This window comes from Bradyrhizobium sp. UFLA05-153, assembly GCF_054185185.1.
The window spans coordinates 1-20,320 of the sequence record NZ_JBBIAM010000011.1; the positions used below are offsets into that span (position 1 = coordinate 1).

General features: G+C 60.9%; 19 protein-coding genes and 1 pseudogene. 9 read left to right on the plus strand and 11 right to left on the minus strand.

Annotation, left to right across the window (positions count from 1 at the left end; all coding sequences use genetic code 11):
* Nucleotides 1–126 (plus strand): annotated as a pseudogene (locus Q2941_RS09025) (IS630 family transposase); the annotation flags it as partial.
* Nucleotides 127–128: 2 nt separating this feature from the next.
* Here the strand turns inward: Q2941_RS09025 and Q2941_RS09030 are convergent.
* Together Q2941_RS09030 and Q2941_RS09035 are read right to left on the minus strand one after the other, a co-directional pair.
* Nucleotides 129–794: a universal stress protein gene (locus Q2941_RS09030; protein WP_458192243.1), complete on the minus strand. Its 666-nt coding sequence runs from the start codon at nt 792–794 to the stop codon at nt 129–131.
* A gap of 445 nt (nt 795–1,239) precedes the next feature.
* Complete coding sequence (locus Q2941_RS09035; RefSeq protein ID WP_458192244.1) at nt 1,240–1,653, minus strand: S41 family peptidase; 414 nt, start codon at nt 1,651–1,653, stop codon at nt 1,240–1,242.
* A 652-nt stretch (nt 1,654–2,305) separates the two neighbouring features.
* On the opposite strand from Q2941_RS09035, the gene Q2941_RS09040 reads away from it, so the two are divergent.
* Nucleotides 2,306–4,087 carry a PHA/PHB synthase family protein gene (locus tag Q2941_RS09040; RefSeq protein WP_254112715.1) on the plus strand — a complete coding sequence of 594 codons (1,782 nt, stop codon included), beginning with the start codon at nt 2,306–2,308 and terminating at the stop codon, nt 4,085–4,087.
* Nucleotides 4,088–6,164: 2,077 nt separating this feature from the next.
* A complete protein-coding gene (locus Q2941_RS09045) occupies nt 6,165–6,851 on the plus strand; it encodes a cupin domain-containing protein (RefSeq protein ID WP_458192245.1) in 687 nt (228 codons plus the stop codon).
* Nucleotides 6,852–7,081: 230 nt separating this feature from the next.
* On the opposite strand, the gene Q2941_RS09050 is transcribed toward Q2941_RS09045, so the two are convergent.
* Entirely contained in the window at nt 7,082–7,939 is an 858-nt protein-coding gene (locus Q2941_RS09050; protein WP_458192246.1) for a L,D-transpeptidase, read from the minus strand.
* Nucleotides 7,940–8,613: 674 nt separating this feature from the next.
* Here Q2941_RS09050 and Q2941_RS09055 point away from each other — a divergent pair.
* The 3 genes from Q2941_RS09055 to Q2941_RS09065 all read left to right on the plus strand — a co-directional run bounded on the left by Q2941_RS09055 (nt 8,614) and on the right by Q2941_RS09065 (nt 10,309).
* Nucleotides 8,614–9,513 carry an HNH endonuclease gene (locus Q2941_RS09055; protein WP_458192247.1) on the plus strand — a complete coding sequence of 300 codons (900 nt, stop codon included), beginning with the start codon at nt 8,614–8,616 and terminating at the stop codon, nt 9,511–9,513.
* Between the two features lie 111 nt (nt 9,514–9,624).
* On the plus strand, nt 9,625–9,867 hold the full coding sequence (locus Q2941_RS09060; RefSeq protein WP_458192248.1) for a type II toxin-antitoxin system Phd/YefM family antitoxin: 243 nt from the start codon (nt 9,625–9,627) through the stop codon (nt 9,865–9,867).
* Nucleotides 9,868–9,871: 4 nt separating this feature from the next.
* Nucleotides 9,872–10,309: a type II toxin-antitoxin system VapC family toxin gene (locus tag Q2941_RS09065; RefSeq protein WP_458192249.1), complete on the plus strand. Its 438-nt coding sequence runs from the start codon at nt 9,872–9,874 to the stop codon at nt 10,307–10,309.
* A gap of 50 nt (nt 10,310–10,359) precedes the next feature.
* On the opposite strand, the gene Q2941_RS09070 is transcribed toward Q2941_RS09065, so the two are convergent.
* The 7 genes from Q2941_RS09070 to Q2941_RS09100 all read right to left on the minus strand — a co-directional run bounded on the left by Q2941_RS09070 (nt 10,360) and on the right by Q2941_RS09100 (nt 15,926).
* Nucleotides 10,360–10,857, minus strand: coding sequence for a peptide deformylase (locus Q2941_RS09070; RefSeq protein ID WP_458192250.1), 498 nt, complete (start codon nt 10,855–10,857; stop codon nt 10,360–10,362).
* Between the two features lie 80 nt (nt 10,858–10,937).
* The gene (locus tag Q2941_RS09075) at nt 10,938–11,855 is read right to left on the minus strand and encodes a MurR/RpiR family transcriptional regulator (RefSeq protein ID WP_458192251.1); all 918 of its coding nucleotides are present in this window, start codon (nt 11,853–11,855) and stop codon (nt 10,938–10,940) included.
* A gap of 14 nt (nt 11,856–11,869) precedes the next feature.
* Complete coding sequence (locus Q2941_RS09080) at nt 11,870–12,928, minus strand: C45 family autoproteolytic acyltransferase/hydrolase (protein ID WP_458192252.1); 1,059 nt, start codon at nt 12,926–12,928, stop codon at nt 11,870–11,872.
* A complete protein-coding gene (gene glnQ, locus Q2941_RS09085) occupies nt 12,918–13,646 on the minus strand; it encodes a glutamine ABC transporter ATP-binding protein GlnQ (RefSeq protein ID WP_458192253.1) in 729 nt (242 codons plus the stop codon). The genes Q2941_RS09080 and glnQ overlap by 11 nt, the downstream gene beginning before the upstream one ends.
* Complete coding sequence (gene glnP / locus Q2941_RS09090) at nt 13,643–14,299, minus strand: glutamine ABC transporter permease GlnP (protein ID WP_027522500.1); 657 nt, start codon at nt 14,297–14,299, stop codon at nt 13,643–13,645. The genes glnQ and glnP overlap by 4 nt, the downstream gene beginning before the upstream one ends.
* A gap of 59 nt (nt 14,300–14,358) precedes the next feature.
* A complete protein-coding gene (gene glnH / locus Q2941_RS09095) occupies nt 14,359–15,111 on the minus strand; it encodes a glutamine ABC transporter substrate-binding protein GlnH (protein WP_027522501.1) in 753 nt (250 codons plus the stop codon).
* A 194-nt stretch (nt 15,112–15,305) separates the two neighbouring features.
* A complete protein-coding gene (locus tag Q2941_RS09100) occupies nt 15,306–15,926 on the minus strand; it encodes a CGNR zinc finger domain-containing protein (protein WP_458192308.1) in 621 nt (206 codons plus the stop codon).
* A gap of 355 nt (nt 15,927–16,281) precedes the next feature.
* Between Q2941_RS09100 and Q2941_RS09105 the strand changes: the two genes are divergently transcribed.
* The 3 genes from Q2941_RS09105 to Q2941_RS09115 all read left to right on the plus strand — a co-directional run bounded on the left by Q2941_RS09105 (nt 16,282) and on the right by Q2941_RS09115 (nt 19,259).
* Nucleotides 16,282–17,136, plus strand: a complete 855-nt coding sequence (locus tag Q2941_RS09105) for an alpha/beta fold hydrolase (RefSeq protein ID WP_458192254.1) — start codon at nt 16,282–16,284, stop codon at nt 17,134–17,136.
* A 66-nt stretch (nt 17,137–17,202) separates the two neighbouring features.
* Entirely contained in the window at nt 17,203–18,183 is a 981-nt protein-coding gene (locus Q2941_RS09110; protein ID WP_027522504.1) for a zinc-binding alcohol dehydrogenase family protein, read from the plus strand.
* Between the two features lie 320 nt (nt 18,184–18,503).
* Nucleotides 18,504–19,259 (plus strand): SDR family oxidoreductase, encoded by a 756-nt coding sequence (locus Q2941_RS09115; RefSeq protein ID WP_027522505.1) that lies wholly within the window; start codon nt 18,504–18,506, stop codon nt 19,257–19,259.
* Between the two features lie 9 nt (nt 19,260–19,268).
* Here Q2941_RS09115 and Q2941_RS09120 read toward each other — a convergent pair whose 3' ends face one another.
* Entirely contained in the window at nt 19,269–20,243 is a 975-nt protein-coding gene (locus tag Q2941_RS09120; RefSeq protein WP_458192255.1) for a LysR family transcriptional regulator, read from the minus strand.
* Nucleotides 20,244–20,320 lie beyond the last annotated feature (77 nt).

The following is a 20,320-nucleotide window of genomic DNA, read 5'->3' on the forward strand; positions in this document are numbered from 1 at the left end:
ACGTTCATCGAACTGCACAACAACAACCCGAAGCCCTTCAAATGGACCAAGTCCGCAGACCAGATCTTGGCTTCTGTTAAACGCTTCTGTCACAAAGCTCAGCAGACTTTATGTGGCGAACTTTAGATTCACGTGACTAGCTTGGCCGCAACGTCGTTGTACAGCATTTGCCGGACTATCTGATCGGCAGATGGGCCTGGTACCTCTTGTCCGCCAATCACGGTTAGCACCGTTACCCTTTCTGCCAGACGAAGAAGCGGCATAGCAAAAGCGTTGACCCGGGCCTGCTCGGTACTACCGTTCCAGTGGATCACAATGTTTGTCGCGATGCTTCCTGGCGCATCTAGTGGCGCCAGTAGGAGGGGTCTGCCGCTCTCAAACAGTGCGGACTCAATGGCGCGCCGGTGAGGGCCGGCAGCATCAACGTCGGATCGTGGCATCACAATGACGTCGAAAGCACGCCCATAACTTCCAACGAAGTCTTCACCCTCAGGCGCGGTTTCCAACCAGCCGAAGCATGGTCGGCTCGAGCCTGCAGTGACTGGAGGAATATCGTGCTTCAGCATGAACGCTTCGAACAAACGGTGCATTTCGGCCAATTCTTCTTGGCTCTTCGCATGGTAAGAATCCAAAGAGATGCCGGTAGCCAATTCTGCGACTAAATATTGAGGGATGCCGAACCGGAGCGGAAAGCCTTCGATGTAGGCGCCGGTACGTTCCGCAAGACGTGCAGCGGCCTCGAGTACGGACGTCATGAGCGCAATGTTTTGGATCGGGACCAAGATCGTCTTCATTCTCAACCCCCGTGTTTCAGGTGAACATTGACTTACAACCTCTAGTCGCCTTTGAAGGCTAACGGCTTGCGACTGAGGCCGATAGATTCCTCCGATCGCGGTGCAGATCGGAATCAAAATGCCGAGCGATTAGCCCTCCATGTTAGCACTGCCCGGCGTGTTGTTCGACATCAGGCGTGGTAGATCACGATCGTTCGTCCGACCCGTGCTTACCTTGGCAATGACCTGTATGGCGAACCGGGCAGGCCATTCTCATATGGCAGCTCTTGGCGGGCGCAAGCTGAACATTCGGCCGGCCCGGAACGTCTCACAGGGGCCATGAGCGGACTAACTCTTGCCTGGCTGCCGTGGGAGCGAAATGCTCTAGCAAGAAACGCAGCATTTCACTTGTGGCGTCCGGTCCTCGCGGATCACGGGCAGAGTTGGCAGGGTTGCCTCCCGAGGATCAGGCCACGGATAGGACTGCGATTGCACGATTGAGTTGAGGATCACCTAGACCCATAGAGGCCGGGTCAGCTTGGACCTCGATCGTGGGGGCGACGCCATCGCCTTCCAGCCGCTCGCCGTCGACCTGCACGTGCCCGACCGCGAGCAACAGCAAGCCGCCGTCAATGAGAAATGCCGTCGCAGCGAGGACAGCTCCCTCGGTCCGGCTACCGATGACCTCGCCAAGCCAATATTTCTTGAAGCCATAGGCAAGGATCTCCTTGCCGCTGCGGGTTCCACCGTTGACCAGCATGGCGACAGGCTTGCGCCACTTCACGTTCTCGAGCTCGCTGGCGCTATTGCGATCAGTGACCTGTCGGCGCTCGCGTGTTGAACAAATCAAGATACTCGGGAATCGCGCCGCCCCAGCCATCTCGCAGGTCCCAGATCAGCGCGTCGTCGGCGCGGGCCGAGTAGCGCCTAAGAGGTGGGACGCCAGGCCATCTTGTGCTGTGCCGCAGCCCGGCGAGGACACGAGGACGCGCAGCAAATGCCGTTCGAGGGGCAGCCGCTTTCATTGAACCGTCCCATCGCGTTGACGGAGGATACCACAGTTCCCGTCTTGGGGCGCCCAACGTCCGGTTGGGGTCAAGACGCCATTTTGACCGCAGGCGAGCCACTTCCCGTTTACCTCGACAAGCGGACAGTTTCCGTCCGGTTGGCATGTCCCATACGGGCCCAATAACAGACGTCTCACCATTGATAAAGCACGGGCCCTGTGCTGGCAGTAGGACTGCGAGCGCGACGTGAACTCGCCGTCGAACTTGTCGTAAATGCCTGCGACGCGACCCCAGTTGACGCGACGTCCGCCGTATAGCGGCGGAAGCTCCGCTCGCCTCCCATTTGAGACGATCCAGGCGGGTTACCTCCGCCGTGCCCTCCGATCAAAAGCATCGCCAAAGGTTTACCTCTACTTATTAGAAACCGAACATCTGGTATCGAGTTAGTGTTTCCCTGGTGCCGTATTTATTGTTTTTCGAAGTGACTGAGCGGCGCTGGTGCGGCCTTTCAGCATGGAGAGACCTATGGCCGACAACCGGGTGCAGCCCATCTGGGATCCGATTGCCCTTGCAGCGCAGCTGCATAACATCTCAAAACAAAGCCAAATACTGATGCGGCACTTCGTGTCTCATGAGCCGGACGCGATCAGGTTCGGCATGGGCGAAAGGTCACCGCTCGGTTTTGAGTTTTTCGAGCTGATGACGAGGATGATGTCCGATCCGGTGGTAGTCGCCAGCGCCCAGATCGCCCTGTTCCACAACATGCTAGGCATCTGGCAGAAAACCGCGGAACGCATGCTCATGCTGCGTGCACGCGAGGCCGATATCCCAAAAGATAAGCGGTTCAAGCATCCGGAGTGGAGCGAGAATGCTGTCTTTAATTTTGTGAAAGACAGTTATCTCATTGCGGCAGCGTCGGTTCTTTCTGCAATCCGCGAAGTCAAAGGCATGGACGAGGCCGCTGCTCGCAAGGTCGACTTCTATGCCCGCCAGTTCATTGATGCCTTGTCGCCTTCCAATTTCGTCGCCACCAATCCAGAGGTCCTCAACGCAACGCTGGCATCAGGCGGACAGAACCTACTGCGTGGTTTGGAGAACCTTCTTTCCGATCTGGAGCGTGGCAATGGCCGTCTTGCGATTACGATGACCGACATGAAGGCTTTCCGCCTCGGCGAAAACATCGCAACGACTCACGGAAAAATCGTCTACCAAAACGAGCTCATGCAATTAATCCAATATGCTCCGTCGACAAAAGAAGTTCGCAGGCGGCCACTCCTCATCGTGCCCCCATGGATCAACAAGTTCTATGTTCTCGATCTGCAGCCGAAGAACTCTTTCATAAAATGGGCCGTCGATCAGGGACATACTGTCCTCGTCATCTCCTGGGTAAATCCCGACGAGAAGCTCGCTGACAAAGGCTTTGAAAACTACATGCTCCAGGGTCCCTTGGCGGCCCTCGACGCTATCGAGCGTGCGACCGGAGAGCATAGCGTCAACGCGATTGGCTATTGCCTCGGCGGAACATTGCTTGCCTCAACGCTGGCCTATTTGGCCGCGAAGGGCGAGGACCGGATTACAAGCGCCACCTATTTCGCGACGCTTGTCGATTTTACCGAAGTTGGAGATATGGCTGTCTTCATAGACGAAGAGCAATTGGCATCTCTCGAAAGACGGATGCTCGAGCGTGGATATCTGGAAGCGCATCACATGGCGACGACGTTCAATATGTTGCGCGCCAATGACCTGATCTGGTCGTTTGTCGTCAGCAATTATCTGCTCGGCAAAGAGCAAGTGCCCGTTGACCTTTTGTTTTGGAACTCCGATTCGACGCGCATGCCCGCGGCGATGCATTCATTCTACTTGCGTAAGATGTATCACGATAATCTACTGGCAAAACCCGACGGTATCACGCTGGCGGATACGCCGATAGATCTGTCGAAAGTCAGGACTCCGAGTTTTATTCTGGCTACGCGCGAAGACCACATCGCACCGTGGAAATCGACCTATGCGGCGACACGCTTGTACTCGGGGCCGGTTAAGTTCGTTTTATCCGATGCGGGCCATATGGCTGGCGTTATCAGCCCACCAGGCACCAAATACGGCCACTGGGTGAACGACAATTTGCCGCCCACTCCGGACGAATGGTTTGCCGATGCTGCGCCTCGTCAAGGGTCGTGGTGGTCGCTTTGGGAGGAATGGGTCACGTTATTTGACGAAGGCCGCGTTCCGGCTCGCGAACCCGGCAGCGGTGGGCTGCCGATTATCGAGAACGCACCGGGTTCCTACGTCCGCGTGAGATACTCGTAGCGGGGAAGGGGCCTCGATTAATGCTCGAACGCCAAGCAGAAGGTTTGTAATCGCAAAGGTGGCTTAGGCCCGATGACCTGAACCCATTCGATCGCCCATGCTGGGCACGCTTGAGATGGCGGCCTGACGGCAATGCTTCTAAACGCTGTTCTGGTCGATCGCCGCGGCGGGCGCTAGTGGCGCATCGCTGAAAGGCCGACGCGGGTCAAACCGGCACGGACATTCGCCTGGTGACGACTAGACTAAACAACCTCTGCCCTCAATGGGGAGCCTGAGCTTCGGCAAAGGAGATGTGCATTGTGAGGCGAACCGGTCAGCCAGCCGAGGTCGCCTTTGGGGCATTCGCGACTGAGCTAGACGGCGGAAATTCCGATGAAGTCCGCTATGCTGCCGAAGCGGAAGCAATTTTAAAAAAGTTAAATTGCTGCCCCGGTGTTCGCCATGCGGCCGGTATGGTCCCCAAAGAGCGTGTCCAATATCGCGTAGCGCTCAGTGAGCCTACTAAGCATCCGACCCATAGGCGCCCATCAGGCGGGCACGTCAGCCGCGAAAGAACGCGACCAGCTTTCGGCTGACCTCGCCAAGGTCTGGAATTTGGTGCCCCGATGCGACCTGTGTACGACGATCATCATCCCGCAAGCTGGAACACGGAGCAAGGTCGCTACGGCACTGTTGGAGAAGCTCGACGGAAACACCCTCGCTAATGGCCACGGGACAACATTGTGAAGCCTCGCGCCCGGCATAAGGCGATTTGGAGCCCGCCCAGCCAATTGCAGTCACTTGCCCGGCGAGTTCTGAAGCGATCGACGCACTTCTTGGAACAAAGGGGGGTTTGCCACGAGTAGTACCGGACGAGACCAAACTTGCCATCACACACTGCGCATCGGACGGTTCTGCCAGAACCAAAACTCTCGGAGCAGTGGGGCATTGTTGTCTCCTCCTGGGTTTCTTAGACGGGCCGCTCCGGAAACGGGTCCGGACGGTCTACCCAAGCATCGTTTCGACGAACGTGTTTAGTTTTTTTGTTTCAATAAACAAAATACTAAATTCGAAAGGGCGTCAAGTGGCTTTCTTCGAGACCGATGAAAATTGTTGATGTTGGCGCGCGTACTGACACTCGCCGCAGTACATCACCAAAGCTTGGTGTGATTCGATCGTTGCGAAGCAGCGGCGCGAAAAAATGAGGAGCCGCTCGGAATTTCCTCCAATCTCTAGATAATTGACAGATTAGCGACAGTGATCTTGATCTATGTGCGGGCGGACTAGTTCGCTCTCCTCACGGCAACGAACGTTCAAGGCGACCACGGCTTCCAGGAAATTCGTCTGATAGCAACAGCGCACCGCCCCAGCGCGCAGCGAGAACGACTTCGAGCTTGAAAAGCTATGTTTAGTAACACGTCTTACTGAACGTTAGGTCCACGAAAACCCGTAGCGGTCATTCGAGGGAGCCGTAGAGCCAGCCCAACGCGTCATCGGGCTATTCCAGCTCATACCAGAACACATCATCCCATTGCTGCCTCGCCCAGGTGCATCCCATGAGCAGGCGGTGGGCACCTCGGGCATCTTACGGGCCCCTATTTGCTCCCCAGGGGCCCCTTTGTGGTCGCCCCCTGCATCGGCTTCAAGTGCTGGAGTTCAAATTCTGCGGCAGCTGCGGAGACTACGTTCTACACACGAGGGCGCGTTGATCGACGTCCGCAATGCCCCGGTCGCGATTAATTCCTCTTCGCACCGAAGTGTCGCGATGGGCCCAATAGGCGACATCCCCTCTAGCGGCATGACGCAGCCGTCACTGCGTTGGAAGTCAGGAGTTCTAATCTCTTCGTGCGCGCCATTTCGGCACCAAAACTGGTCACGCCGAAAACGCGTCCGGCTGCAAATTGCCAGATCGGCGCAGACTGGTATTCGTCAGACGGTGCCGTGATCTGCCGGATCGTGTTGCTCGTGGGATCGTCGCCGAGTTTCTTGGATGATCGATACGAGCCCTACCGCGCCCTGCGCCAGGCGCCGCACACATAGAACTCGGGCTGAATTGGCTCGTTTGCTTCTTGCCTCCACGGCTGGCCGGAGTACGGTCATGCTTCAATATGCAATCGAGACGGTCATGGCCCCGGTGCTGCGGCTCTACGAGGATACGCTGTCCAACTTGGCCGAGGCGGTGGGGCTGCCGCCGGTGCCGCGCACGATCTTCGTCGTGCACGGCGTGGCGACCATCGGCGGCAGCGCGGTGAGCGACGGCGAGGCTTGGCACGGCGAGGCCAACGCGATGCTCGCGCCGGGAGTCGGCGGAGTCACCGTCTGGCGCTTCGAGCTCGCACCGGAGGGCGCCGGCGATGCCCCGCTGCTCGCTGTCGGCATCCGCTCGCAACTCAAGCTCGCGACGCGGCTCGATACCCTGCGGGCAGGCGAGCTGCTGATGCGCGGCGACAGCGTCGCCTTCCCGCCCGGCGGCTGCGCCTACCTGCACCGCCACCAGGGACCCGGTATCCGCTGCCTAATCGAGGGCGGCATCCGCATCGACACCGACGGCCGCTCTACCTCGTATGGCCCGGGCGGCGCCTGGTATGAGTCCGGCACGGCCCCGGTATTCGCCCAGGCGGCTGCCGATCGGCCGAGCCGCTTCATCCGCGTGTTGATCCTGCCGCGCACGCTCCTCGGAAAGAGCTCGATCGAATACGTCAACGAGGATGACAAGGCGAAGCCCAAGTCGCAGCAGTACCGCGTCTTCGTCGACACGCCCATTGCGCGCGATCCGGCCGATTGAGCGCTTCACATGCTGTTCGGATGGATGATCGAACGAGCCGCGTGCCGAATGACCGCTCAGGGTTAGTCGCGTCTCTTTGACCGTGGCCCGGCCACTTCGGGTATACCCCGATTAACGGACATCTTCAGAACCGGTTGGCATGTCTCAAACGGGCCAGAAGCTGACTTAAAAGCGACGACTTGAATTGCCTCCTTGTCCACAGTTGCAGACCGAGGGGACGGAGGACTGAGTTACTGGACCTCGGCGATCTTCGGTCCAGATGACAGCATCTGCGCGTTAGTTGCCGAGGGCCGGTTCGACGGCGATGCCGGGTCCGGCGATCGGAAAGCGGCGTCGGGCGGCGCTCCTCCCTGGGATGGTCGACGGACAGCGGTTGCCGGAAGCACGATCACTTTCGCTCCGACTTTCACCCGCTCATAAAGGTCCACGACGTCCTCATTGATCAGCCGGATACAGCCGGACGAAACCCGCTTCCCGATCGTATCGGGCTTGTTGGTGCCGTGAATTCTATATTCGGTCTCGCCTAGATACATCGCCCGAGCGCCGAGCGGGTTGCCGGGGCCACCTGCCATAAACCGCGGCAGATAAGGCTGACGCGAGACCATCTCCGCAGGCGGATGCCAATCCGGCCATTCTGCTTTACGGGCCACAGTCTGCTCACCGGACCATGTGAAACCTTCGCGGCCGACACCGATGCCGTAGCGCATCGCCTGCGCGTCGTTCAGAACGAAATAAAGGAATGTGTTTTTGGTATCGATGATCACGGTGCCCGGCGCCTGATGGCTGGCGTAGTCAACCACCTGCCGGACAAATGCTCCGGGACCATCAGCGGCTTTCGGCGGTTCGGCCAGAGGCGCCGGGGCCAGAATCGGAGCCGGAGCTGATGCATGGACTGGAGCTGACACGTAAACTGGAGTTGACGATGCCATGGCCTGGGGCGCGGACGGCTTCCGTATCGGTTGCACGCTCGCCGGGCGAGACAGCAAACTGTACCCCAGCGCGGCGACGGCCACGGCGCCAATTGCAACTCTCGCGACCATTGGTAGTGCGTGCGTCTCTGCCTTTCCACGTTTGGCCCGCTTACTCATGTCCTCCCCCAGGTCACCATGCCTGGAAGAGGTACCCAGCAAAATTTAAGAAACTTCGAAGCGATTTCGCTCAGGCTGGAACCGTCAGCGGTGGTTAACGCCGAGCTCTTGTTCGGCAACATAGAAGTTGGGAGTACCACTCGATATTTAGGTAGCGACGTGGACGACGCGCTTCTCATCGCGGAACGAGTCAAGGTCTGAATTGCCCGGCGGAGCGAACACGCTCCGCTCTTTCGTTAACGGTGGCTTTGGGTCACGAAGCGAACTGACGGAGAGGGCGGCATTTTGAATGCGAAGCGAACTGTATGGCCGGCGCGCACCAGGGGGAACGGCGCCGCGACCGAAGGTGTGTTCCTGATCTCTGACGGCATCGGACAGTGCGAGCTGCGTCAGTCTTGATTACGCGCGCGGCGCGCCATCCTGTCGATAGACTCCGATAGGTAGCGGAATTGCCAGTGCTTCGCGAGGAGCAATTTTTTCTGTGAATTCAAGACCAAAAAATTGCGGCAGGTATACCGTCGGCATTTGTCCGTCAGGCGTCAAAATTTATGCATGCAAATCAACGACGAAACGTCGTCCGATATGTTTGAGTGGGAGTAGGGGGAGTGCCTATTCAATGTCGAGCATCGCTCCATCGCGGAGCGACCTGCCGGAGAGGCAGCGCCGCATAAGTCATGGGGTTTGGGGTATTCATCCATCGATCGGACTCGATCTACGATGACAGCCCCGCTGAACGGTATCAGTTTCCCAGTCAGTATTTGCGTCGTGTTGAAGCCTGTATAGGCGATTGGATCATCTATTACGAACCAAGCAAGGTTGCTGAGGCGCGCGGCTATTTTGCGATGGCCAGGGTTCAGCGGGTTATCCCCGACCCCGGTACTTCTGGAATGTATCTCGCTCTGATCGAGCCCAGAAGTTATCTCGATTTTGCCAATCCGGTCCCTTTCAACGGGCGGACTGGCCCTGTTGAGCGGGGCGTCCTGAATAAGCAGGGACGAATTTCAGGACGCGCTCAGTCGGCAGTCCGTCCAATCTCTCCCGACGATTTCAATAGCATATGCGAACTTGGTTTGGCGGAGAATACGCCGCTGCTACCGCGGCGCGATGACGACGTCCGTCCGCTCGATCTTAACGAGAAGCAGGAGCCGTTCACCTTCGAGCAGCAGCGCGACCGTGTTAGCCTCACGGTATCGAGAGTCTTGCGCGATCGAGTTTTTCGCCGCATCGTGCTCCGAGCCTATGATGAGCGCTGCGCAATTACCGGGCTAAAGCTCATCAATGGGATGGGGCGCGCCGAAGTCGCGGCCGCTCACATACGGCCGGTCGAGGCAAACGGCCCAGACATCATCAGCAATGGCATCGCTCTTTCAGGCACCGCGCATTGGATGTTCGATCGCGGCCTCATCAGCCTAGCGGACAATTTGGAGATTTTGATTTCGCGCCAGACAAACGATCTGGACGGTGTCCGATCGATGATCAACAAGACCGGTCGCGCCCTTGAGCCGAAGAGGCCATCGGATCGGCCGCATCCACATTTCTTGAAGTGGCACCGCGAGCATTGTTTCAAGCAATGATCGCGCAGGATCGGCGGGTTACGCTTCGTCAATCCGCTCACGAGCGTTGTTAGTTTCGCTTGAATTGTCGACTATTTTCTTATATGACTACAGTAGTCATATGGGTGTCCCATGCGCGAAATCCAGCTTCGTGATGCGAAGGCCAATCTTTCTGCGGTCGTCGACGAGGCAGTTGGCGGGAAGCCTGCGGTGATCACCCGTCACGGGAAGAAGCAGGCGGTGGTCTTGAGCTACGAGGAGTGGCGGCGGCTGTCACAGGTGCCAAGCTTCGGGCGTCTGCTGCTGGCGGCTCCCGTGAGAGCAGGCGATCTGCCGGCGCGCAATCGCGGCAAGCTGCGCAAAACCGATTTCTGACGCCGTGTATCTCGTCGATACCAATGTGATATCCGCCGTCTCACCGAGCCGACCGGCGCCTGCGGCGTTCGCCGAATGGATGGATTCACAATCCGCCTCCTTGTTTCTGTCCGTCGTGACGATCGCAGAGATCGAGGACGGAATAGCCAAGCTGCGACGCCAGAGAGCCACGCGAAGGAGCAGAGACCTAGCGCAATGGTTGGAAGCCGTGCTGCACCTCTATGGCGATCGAATCTTGGGGTTCGATACGCCGACTGCGCGGATCGCTGGGCAGCTATCGGACCGGGCACGCGGGCAGGGGCATGCGCCGGGATTTGCCGATATCATCATTGCTGCCACTGCGCGTCAGCATGCGTTGACGGTCCTGTCGCGCAATTCCAGGCACTTCGAGCCCCTCGGCGTAGCTGTGCTTGATCCCTTCAGTGAGTTGCCGTCGTCCTGATAGGCCCCCGCTGCGACCGATCGAAAGACCTGCTGCTTGTGATCACAACGTCACCCCCGCGCCATCTTCTCGTATTTCTTCACCAGCCGCTCCCGCTTCAACCGCGACAGCCGCTGGATCCAGAACACCCCATCGAGCTGATCGATCTCGTGCTGGTGGCACACCGCCCGGAGACCGTCCGTCTCCTCGGTCAGCATGTTGCCGTCGACATCCTGATAGCTGATCCGCACGCGGGCGTGGCGCTGGACCTCGTCATTGACGCCGGGCATCGAGACGCTGCCTTCGCGGTGCAGGATCATCTCGGGCGAGGCCCATTCGATCTGCGGATTGACGTAGGTGCGCGCGCCGTCCTTTGCCTCGAGCTCGAGCACCACGACGCGCAAGGGGATGCCGATATGCGGCGCCGTGATGCCGATACCGGGTGCGGCGCGCATCGTCTCGAGCAGATCCTGTGCAAGCTCTCGCAACGCGTCGTCGAACACGGTCACGGGCCGTGCCGGGATCGCAAGCCGGCGGTCGGGATAGCGGACGATCGGGCGGATGGTCATGATCTCTGGTGTTCGACGGTGACGATTCCGAAGCAGCGTAGCGCGGGTGGCATTGCTGCCATAAGCAGGCCGCCGCGCGGTCAGCCGACCTCGATGTTCATCTCCGCGATCAGCCGCTCGCGACCCGCCAGGGAGTTCAGCGCCTTGTCACCCAATTCCCTCGCAACAAGGTTGAGCAGCGCTTCACAGAAGACGACGTAGGCGCCCATGCTGTTCGAATAGAAGCTGCTCGCGTGGGGGATGAAAAAGGCATGCTTGGCGGGAGGAACGAGCGGTGACGACCGGGAATCCGTAATCGCGATGACCGTCTGGCCGTTCGAAGCCGCGACGCGGCCGACCTCCGCGACGCTGCGCGTATAAGGCGCGCAGCTGGCGACGATGACGACGTCGCCCGGGTCGAGCTGTGACAATGCCTCGGCGACGCCGAGGCGCGGCGCGTCGAGAAGCGCGACGTCCGAGCGCACCATTCCCAGGCAGTAGGTTAGAAAGCTCGCCAGCGAATGGAATTGGCGAACGCCATGAACGCGAATGCGGCGGGCGCTTGCCAGGAGCCTCACAGCCCCTTGCAGAGCGGCTCCGTCCAGCTGTCCGAGGAATCCGTCGACATTCGCTGCCGTTTCCCGCGCCAGCTGCGCGAACGCCTCGACTTCGGCATTGCCGACGGACGGCGTGGCCATGAGCCGGCCGGCCTGGCGGCTATAGAAATACTGCTGCTCGTTGGCGATGGCCTTGCGGAAGACCGCCTGGAAATCGCTGAAGCCTTCGAAGCCGAGACGTTTCGCCAGTCGGGTCAGCGTCGACGGATTGATGCCGAACTGATCGGCAAGCTCCGAGATCGAGCGAACCGCCGACAGTTCCGGCGCTTCCACCAGCTTCGCGAATACATCATGCGCTTTGGAGCCGAGCGAAAAGCCTGCCTCGTCGCGGCCGATCGAGAGCGCGAGTGCCCTGAGATCCTCGATGGTGCGCGGCGGCTCCGCGATGGTTTCCTCTGGCATCACCCAGTTCCTGTTCACGCCGCGAAGGGCACCAGCCCATCCCGCATATCGAAGCGAGCTGCTTCGCGCGATCCATCGTAGACAGACCACTCGACCTTGTCAGCCCCGACCCGGAAGACGGCGCTTGCGAGCGTGTTCTCGACGTCGCTATCGGCCGGGTCTGTGCGGTAGATCGGCAATTCCGCGTCGGCTGCGTCCCACAATATGCCGAGCGCGCGGCCTTGCGGCTCCGACTGGTGCGTTTGGTCGAGCAGCATCTCGCCGCGCCGTTGTCGCACGCCGGAAGAACCGGTGACGATCTGCGACATGCGCCCGGTGTCGGCATGGATCAGATGATTCGAATGGACACGCGGCGCCTCGACCCGATCGACCGACAGGGCCCGGGCGGTGAACTCGACGCTGAGAAGCCGCTCGTCCCCGGCCTGCGCCAGAGTCAGGTGAAATGCGCCGGCGCGCGGCGTGGATTTGAGCACGGTGAGCGCCTCGTCGAGGTCCGGTGCGTCGAGGATCGCACGGGCGAGCACCATGCGCGGCGTGCCGGCGCCGCCGGCCAGCGGCCTGATGTTGTTGACGGTCTGGACCACTCCCTTCGATGTCGCCGCAAATGTGTGTCCCGGCAGCGAGCCTGGGTACACAAAGGCGGTGAACGGTGTGCCTCCTTCGGATGCAAGATGGGCGAGGGCGCAGTGGCCGGCAAAGTCGGGGTCGCCATCCTCGTTGTGGCCGATCACATGCGCAGAGCCGGGCAATTGCACGGTCGTGCAGCCATCCGGCGCCATCGCCCAGATATCGCCGCGGCAGTTCCACAGGAAAACGTCGTCGAAAGGCAGCGCCAGCCCGACAGCGAGGCCCTGCAGCTCAGCCCAGTATCTTGGAAACCGTTCCCGAACGATGGACGCCATCTCGCCGATCAAGGGATCGCCGCGGCGCGCGGTGAGTTCGCGCCACGCAGCAGAGCTACGGAAATGGTCCTGCAGGGCCGCTTGGCCGAAGCGCCCAAGAGCAGCTCCGACATCGAATGGTGAACCTGCGACATCGATGAAGGAAAGCCGGCGGCCGGCGTCAGACGACATGTTGCAGAAACTCTTTCAAGCGCGGGTTTTGCGGATTGGCCAGCAGCTCCAGTGGCTCGCCGTCGACGGCGATCTTGCCGCCTTCCATGAAGATCAGCCTGGTGCCGACCTTGCGGGCAAAGGCCATCTCGTGCGTGACCACGATCATGGTCATGCCTTCCTCGGCCAGCGCCTGCATGACGCGCAGCACTTCATGCCTCAGTTCTGGATCGAGTGCGGACGTGGGCTCGTCGAACAGCATCAGCTTCGGCTTGACGGCAAGCGCGCGGGCGATCGCGACACGTTGCTGCTGGCCGCCGGAAAGCTCGCTCGGATAGTGGTGAGCCCGGTCGGCGAGGCCGACCTTGGCGAGCATTTCCAGCGCCAGCTTTTGCGCATTCTGCCGTGACTCGCCGCGCACGCGGCGCGGGCCAAAGGCGACGTTCTCGAGCGCCGTCATTTGCGGAAACAGGTTGAATTGCTGGAAGACCATGCCGGCTTCCTGGCGGATCAAGCGGACCATGCGGCCGCCGGCCTTGACGCTGATGCCGTCGACGACGAGATCACCGCCATTGATCTCCTCCAGCGCGTTGATGCAGCGGAGCAGCGTCGACTTGCCGGAACCGGAGGGACCGATCAGCACGACCTTCTCGCCAGGCTCTATCGACAGGTCGACCTCGTTGAGGATCGTGACCTGGCCGAACCGCTTGGTGACTTTCTTGAACTCCACGATGCTCACAGGATGCGCATCCTCTTTTCGGTCATCCTGAGGATAAGCGTGAGCGCGCCGGTCATGATCAGGTAGAACATCGCCACGGCGGACCAGATTTCGACGGCGCGAAAGTTGGCCGCCATGATTTCCTGGCCTTGCCGCGTGAGTTCGCCGACACCGATGACGATGAAGAGCGACGTATCCTTCAGGCTGACGATGAACTGGTTGCCGAGCGCCGGAATCATGCGGCGGAAGGCGAGCGGGCCGATGATGTAGAGAAGCACCTTCCAGAGCGGCAGGCCGAGCGCCAGACCGGCTTCCCGCAATCCTTTATGGACGGAGAGAAACGAGCCGCGCACGATCTCGGCGATATAGGCTCCGGCGTTGACGATGATGGCCATGATTGCCGCCGCGAGCGGGTAAATGCGGACATTCGCGAGGATCGGCAACGCGAAATAGATGAACATCACCTGCACGATGATCGGCGTGCCGCGTATGAGCTCGACATAGGCGAAGGCTATGGCGTTGAGGACGGCATTGCCGTAGGCGCGCGCCAGGCCGGCCGCGAAGCCGATCACTAGGCCACCGGCGAGCCCGGCCAGCGCGATCAGCACGGTGAGGCGGGCACCTTTCAAGAGCTCAGGCAGGGCCTGCCAGATAACCGACCACTCGAAATCCATGAGAGCTTTCCTCTCGGGAAGGCGCGCCGGCTAGGCCGGCGCACGCCACGGAACGTGGATCAGCTCTTCGGCGGCTCGGCGCCGAACCACTTCTTGTAGATGGCGGTGTAGGTGCCGTCGCCCTTCAGCTTGACCAGCGAGGCGTTGACCTTGGCGATGAGCTCGCTGCCCTTCGGGAAGGCCATGCCATATTGCTGGGCCATCATCTGCGGGCCTACGGTCTTCACTTTCCCCTGACCGTTGGTCTTGATGTAGTAGAGGACGTTGGGGGTGTCGTGCATGGCGGCGTCCGCGCGTCCGGTCGCGACTTCGAGATAGGCGTTGTCGCTGTTGGGGAAGAGGCGGAGCTCCGTCCCCTTGAAGTGCTCCTTGGCGTAGTCGGTCGCCGACGTGCCGGTCTTCACGGCGAGCGTCTTGCCGGGAAGGTCTTCCGGGCCCTTGATCGTGCTGTTGACCGGCACCATCAGCAGGAAGCCGCTGTCGTAATAGCCGTCCGAAAAGTCGATGACCTTCTTGCGCTCGTCCTTGATGGTGATGCCGGCCAGCCCGACGTCGACCTGCTTGGTCTGCAGCGCCGGGATGATGCCGTTGAAGTCCATCGGCTGCAGCGTGTAGGTCACGCCGATATCCTTGGCGATGGCGGCCCACAGGTCGATGTCGAAGCCGACATACTTGTCGCCCTCCTTGAACTCGAACGGAACGAAGGCCGTGTCTGTTGCGACGATCAGGTCGCCGGCACGAGCGGGCTGGCCGAGGGCCAGGGTTGCCGCGACGGCCGCGGCGGCGGTCAGGCTGGCAAGCGCGAACTTCATTTTAGGGGTCCCCTTTTGCTGGGATGGCCACGAAACCCCCACATCGTCGCACAGATGACGAAAATATAAAATGCATCTTTTTAGGCGATGCATTGAGAATTTGCATATTTTGGGGGCAGTTGATCCCATCGCGGTTCCGAGGTGTGGATGCCTCAGGCGGAGCCCCAGTCGGCGCGCGCCGGTCTCCGTGCGGCCTACTGCGCCCTGATCCGCTGACGGTGCGCGGCCTGTTTGGCGCGATTGCCGCAGATCGCCATGCTGCACCAGCGTCGTCGATGACCGCGCGTGTGGTCGGCGAAGAGCAGCGTGCAGGCCGGTCCTTCGCAGGCCTTCACGTTCGAAAAATCTTCCACGCAGACGAATTGTGCCAGTGCCTCTCCAATGGGAGCGAGAAGAGCTTCGGGCGTGCGCCATCGGCGGATCGACTGCCGCTGGAGAGGCGACGGTGCGCCCTTCGGCGCAGCCACGATGCGGTCGAAGGAATCATCCCGCTCCAGCAGGCGATTGAGCGACTCGAGTTCGGCGAGAGTCTTTGCCGTCAGGGGACGGCCCTTGTGCTTGCGCACAAAACCTCGGAACCACTCGCGCAGGCTCCTTGCCTGATCTGCAACCTTGTCCAGTTCGCCGGGCAGCGCCTGTGAGCGAATGCTGACAAGCGCATCTGCAGGCACGAGCTGCGCCTGCTCGAGCCAGTTCAGCAGGCCCTCGCCATCATCGATCCAGTCGAAGGGCGTATCGACCGGAGTGGCGATTGAATTCAGGAAATCCAAACCGGGCGCATCGCCGACGAAGATCGCGGGAGGATGTTGGTTCATCGAAGGCTCCTGTTCCGGGCGCTGCCCAATTCCTTCACCCAACAGTGAACGTTGTTCCGTAGATAACCGCTTTGTTGGTTGTTGACAAGTTACGTCCAACAAGAGTAACCGTCTTATAGCTAATAAAGAGGTTACTGACGCAGGCCGCTCTGATCCGAGAGGAGTGATGTCCTTGAACGATTTAAGCATGCTGATCGCCCGTGGATCATGGGCCTGGCGATGGGGTTGGGCAAAACTCGGCGGCTCCGTGGCCGCGTTTCATGCTGTAGAGGTCGCCGCGGCGAAATGGACCGCGCATTCAGGACGTAACCTGATTTCGAGATCTTAAAAAGTTACCCAACGGAGGAGAAAGCTCATGGTTGCCATCAACTATCGCACCGCCGACGTCGACGGCTGGAGAATCTTCTATCGTGAAGCCGGGCGTGCGGATGCGCCGACGCTGCTGCTGCTGCACGGCTTCCCGAGCGCCGGCCACATGTTCCGCGATCTCATCCCGTTGCTCGCCGATCGCTTTCACATCGTGGCCCCCGATCTGCCGGGCTTCGGACAGTCGGACAAGCTGGCGCGCGGCATGTTCGCCACCACCTTCGATCATATTGCCGAGGTCATCGACCGCTTCACCGAGGTGATCGGTCTGGAGCGCTTTGCGATCTATGTCTTCGACTACGGTGCGCCCACGGGCTTTCGGATCGCTGCAAAACATCCGAAGCGGATCACGGCGATCATCTCGCAGAACGGTAACGCCTACGAGGAAGGCTTGAGCGACGGCTGGAATCCGATCCGCACCTATTGGCAGGATGCATCGGACAAAAACCGGCAGGCGTTGCGCGCATTCCTCAAGCCGGAGACGACGATCTGGCAATACACTCACGGCGTCCCCGACGCGACCAGGGTTTCGCCGGACGGCTATTCGCTCGACAACTACTATCTTTCGCGGCCCGGCGCCGACGAGGTGCAGCTCGATCTGTTCGGCGACTACAAGAGCAACGTTGCGTTGTACCCGGCCTTCCAAAATTATTTTCGGACCTACAAGCCGCCGCTCCTGGCGGTGTGGGGCAAGAACGATCCGTTCTTTCTGCCAGCGGGGGCGGAGGCGTTCAGGCGCGACATACCGAATGCGACGGTGCGTTTCTTCGACACCGGCCATTTCGCGCTGGAGACACACGCCTTCGAGATCGCTGCTGTGATCCGCGACTTCCTTTCCCGCTGACATCAACAAATCGCGCCTGCCACGCCGTGCGAGCGGGCACGGCGTCCGACGCACGGAGACCTCAACATGCGTGCCATCGTCCTCGAGAAATTTGGCGGCCTCGACAGCCTCGTCTACAGGGATATCCCGGAGCCGGAGCCCAAGGCCGGTCATGCCGTCATCGAGATCAAGGCGTTCGGCCTCAACCACGCGGAACTGCACATGCGTCGGGGCGAGTGGGCGGAGGCCGCGCCAGTGAGCGGCATCGAATGCGTGGGCCTCGTGAAGTCCTGCCCCGGCGGAGAGTTTCCGGTCGGCGCGAAAGTCGCAGCTCTGATGGGCGGTCTTGGCCGCACCATCAATGGCAGCTACGCCGAATGCACCCGCGTCCCCGTCTCGAATGTCGCGCTGATCGAGGCGGACCTGCCGTGGGCTGAGCTGGCGGCCATTCCCGAAACCTACGCCACGGCCTGGACCTGCCTGTTCCGCAATCTGGAGATCAGGAAAGGGCAGCTCCTCGTCATTCGCGGCGCGACGTCGTCCTTCGGTCAGGCCGCTCTCAAGATGGCGGTCAATGCCGGGGTTCGCGTGATCGCGACGACCCGCAGCCGCGAACGCTTCGCGCTTTTGGAGAAACTCGGCGCCGAACGCTGCGAAATCGAACGCTCCGACCTCTCGAAGCATATTGCCGAAGCAAAAGAGATCGATGCGGTGCTGGACCTCGTCGGCAACAGCGTCGTGCTGGACTCACTCGCCATGCTTCGCCGTGGCGGCCGTTCGTGCCTGGCCGGCTGGCTCGGCGGCCTCGATCCGATCCCCGACTTCAACCCGCTGCTGCAGATGGCGAGCGGCGTCTACCTCACCTTCTTCGGCAGTTTCGTGTTCGGCACGCCGGGCTTCCCGCTGTCGGACGTGCCGCTTCAGCAGATCGCGCAGGACGCAGCCGACGGTCGGCTCGACGTCAAGCCGGCCCGCGTCTTCCGCTTCGACGAGATCCGAGAGGCGCACCGCGTCATGGAGGCCAATGAGGCGCGCGGAAAAATGGTCGTGGTCCACGACCGACACTGACGTGTTCGGAGGAGGATTCAGAGGCCGAGACCAGTCGCTCTCATCACCGGCGCCAGCCAGGGCATCGGCAAGGCAGCCCCCGGCTACTTTGCATGGGGTTGTTTTCGAGTGTTTTTGTCGAGGGGAACAAAGCTTCAAGTCGGACCTATTTTATCCGCGGCTTTGAACGGTAATCCAGCAACGAGATTCGTTTTACGCGAAATTCCCGTCTGGGCTGCGCGGCAAATGCGACATCAAATGGTCTGATGCGCGCTGCAGGATGCACCGCATTGAGGCCCGGACAAACCTCAATTGCATCAAACCTCGACAATGGAGGTCCCATGAAGATCGTCGTCATCGGCGGCACCGGCCTGATCGGCTCGAAAGTGGTCGCCATTCTGCGCCAGGGTGGCCACGAAGCCGTCGCTGCATCGCTTAGGAGCGGCGTCAACATCATCAGCGGCGAGGGGCTCAAGGAGGCCATGACCGGCGCGGAAACCGTGGTCGACCTTGCCAATTCGCCCTCGTTCGAAGACAAGGCCGTGCTGGAGTTCTTTGAGGTCGCCGGCCGCAATGTGCTCGCGGCGGAGGCCGCGGCCGGCGTCCGGCACCATGTCGCGCTCTCCATCGTTGGAACCGACCGGACACCCGAGAACGGCTATTTCCGCGCGAAGGTCGCCCAGGAGAAGCTGATCGAGGCGTCCGGCATCGCCTACACCATCGTTCGCGCGACCCAGTTCATGGAATTTCTCGGCGCAATCGCCGCATCGAGTGTGCAAGGAAATACGCTCAGGGTTTCACCCGGCCTGTTTCAGCCGATCGCGGCGGAGGATGTCGCCAGGTTCGTTGCCGATGTGGCGCTCGAACCGCCGCGAAACGGCATTGTCGAGATCGCCGGGCCCGACCGCGCGCCGTTCGACGAAATCGTCGCCCGCTACCTGAAGGCGACAGGTGACGGGCGTGCCGTCGTGCGCGATCCGGAGGCGCGATATTTTGGCGGCCTGGTCGAGCAGCATTCTCTGGTGCCGTTGGGCGAAGCGCGCCTCGGCCGCATCAGTCTCGACGAATGGCTCCGGCAGGCGCGGACGAAGGCCTGAGTGTTGCCGTCAAGGGCTCCTTGCACGCTTGGGCGTGCGAGCTCCAGAGGCGTTCGTTGCGCCTCGCGGCGTATCGGCGCCGCGGTATTTGACGTGCTCGATGAAGGCGCGCAGTTTTGGCAGGACCTGACGTTTTCCCGGATAGTACAGAAAGACCCCAGGTCCCATGACGGCGAAGGGAGTGAGCATCGCTTGCAATCGGCCGTCGGCAATCGGCGCTCTGGCGAGCGGGGTGGGCACCTGCGCAAGTCCGACGCCTCTGATCGCCGCACCGAGCAGAGTGGCATAGTCGTGAGCGATGAGCGGCCCCGAGACGATGGCCTCGACGGCCTTGTTGCCGTCGACGAAAGGCCAGGGCGCGATCGATCCGTTGGCGCGTCGCAGGCGGAGGCAAGCGTGCTGACGAAGATCGTCGATGCGCTGCGGCCGCTTCCGCCCGCGCAAATAGTCTGGGCTGCCGACGACCATGAACGGGAACGGCTGCGTCAGTCGCACGGCGATCATATCCGGCGCAATAAGCTGGCCGAGACGGATGCCGGCATCGAAGCCGCCTGCGGCAAGATCGACCATCTCCTCGCTTGCGGCGATCTCCACCTCGATCTCGGGATAGGCCTGGCAGAAGCCGGCGATGACAGGCTCGAGGATCAGCGGGACGACCGAGCGGGGAACGGCGAGGCGGAGCAACCCGGCCGGTCGCTGCCCAAGATCGCGCGCGGCTTCGCCGGCTGCGACGATCTCCTCGAAGGCGGGTTTTGCGCGCGACAGGAATCGTTCGCCGGCCTCGGTCAGTCCGACACTGCGCGTCGTGCGGGCGAACAGCGCGGCGCCAATGCGCGCCTCGAGTGTGCGCACGGCCTGGCTGACCGCCGACGGGGTCACGCCGAGCTCGGCGGCCGCGCGACGAAAATTGCGGTGCTGGGCAACGGCAAGTGCCGCCTCCACGCCGTCGAGCGCACTCTGCCTGACTGTGAAGTTCTGCTTCATAGCCTGTTGAGATTATCCCGGATAGTCGCGCGCCGGAAGCAGTCCTATTTGGGTCGGCGAGAACCCGGAGCTTTCAC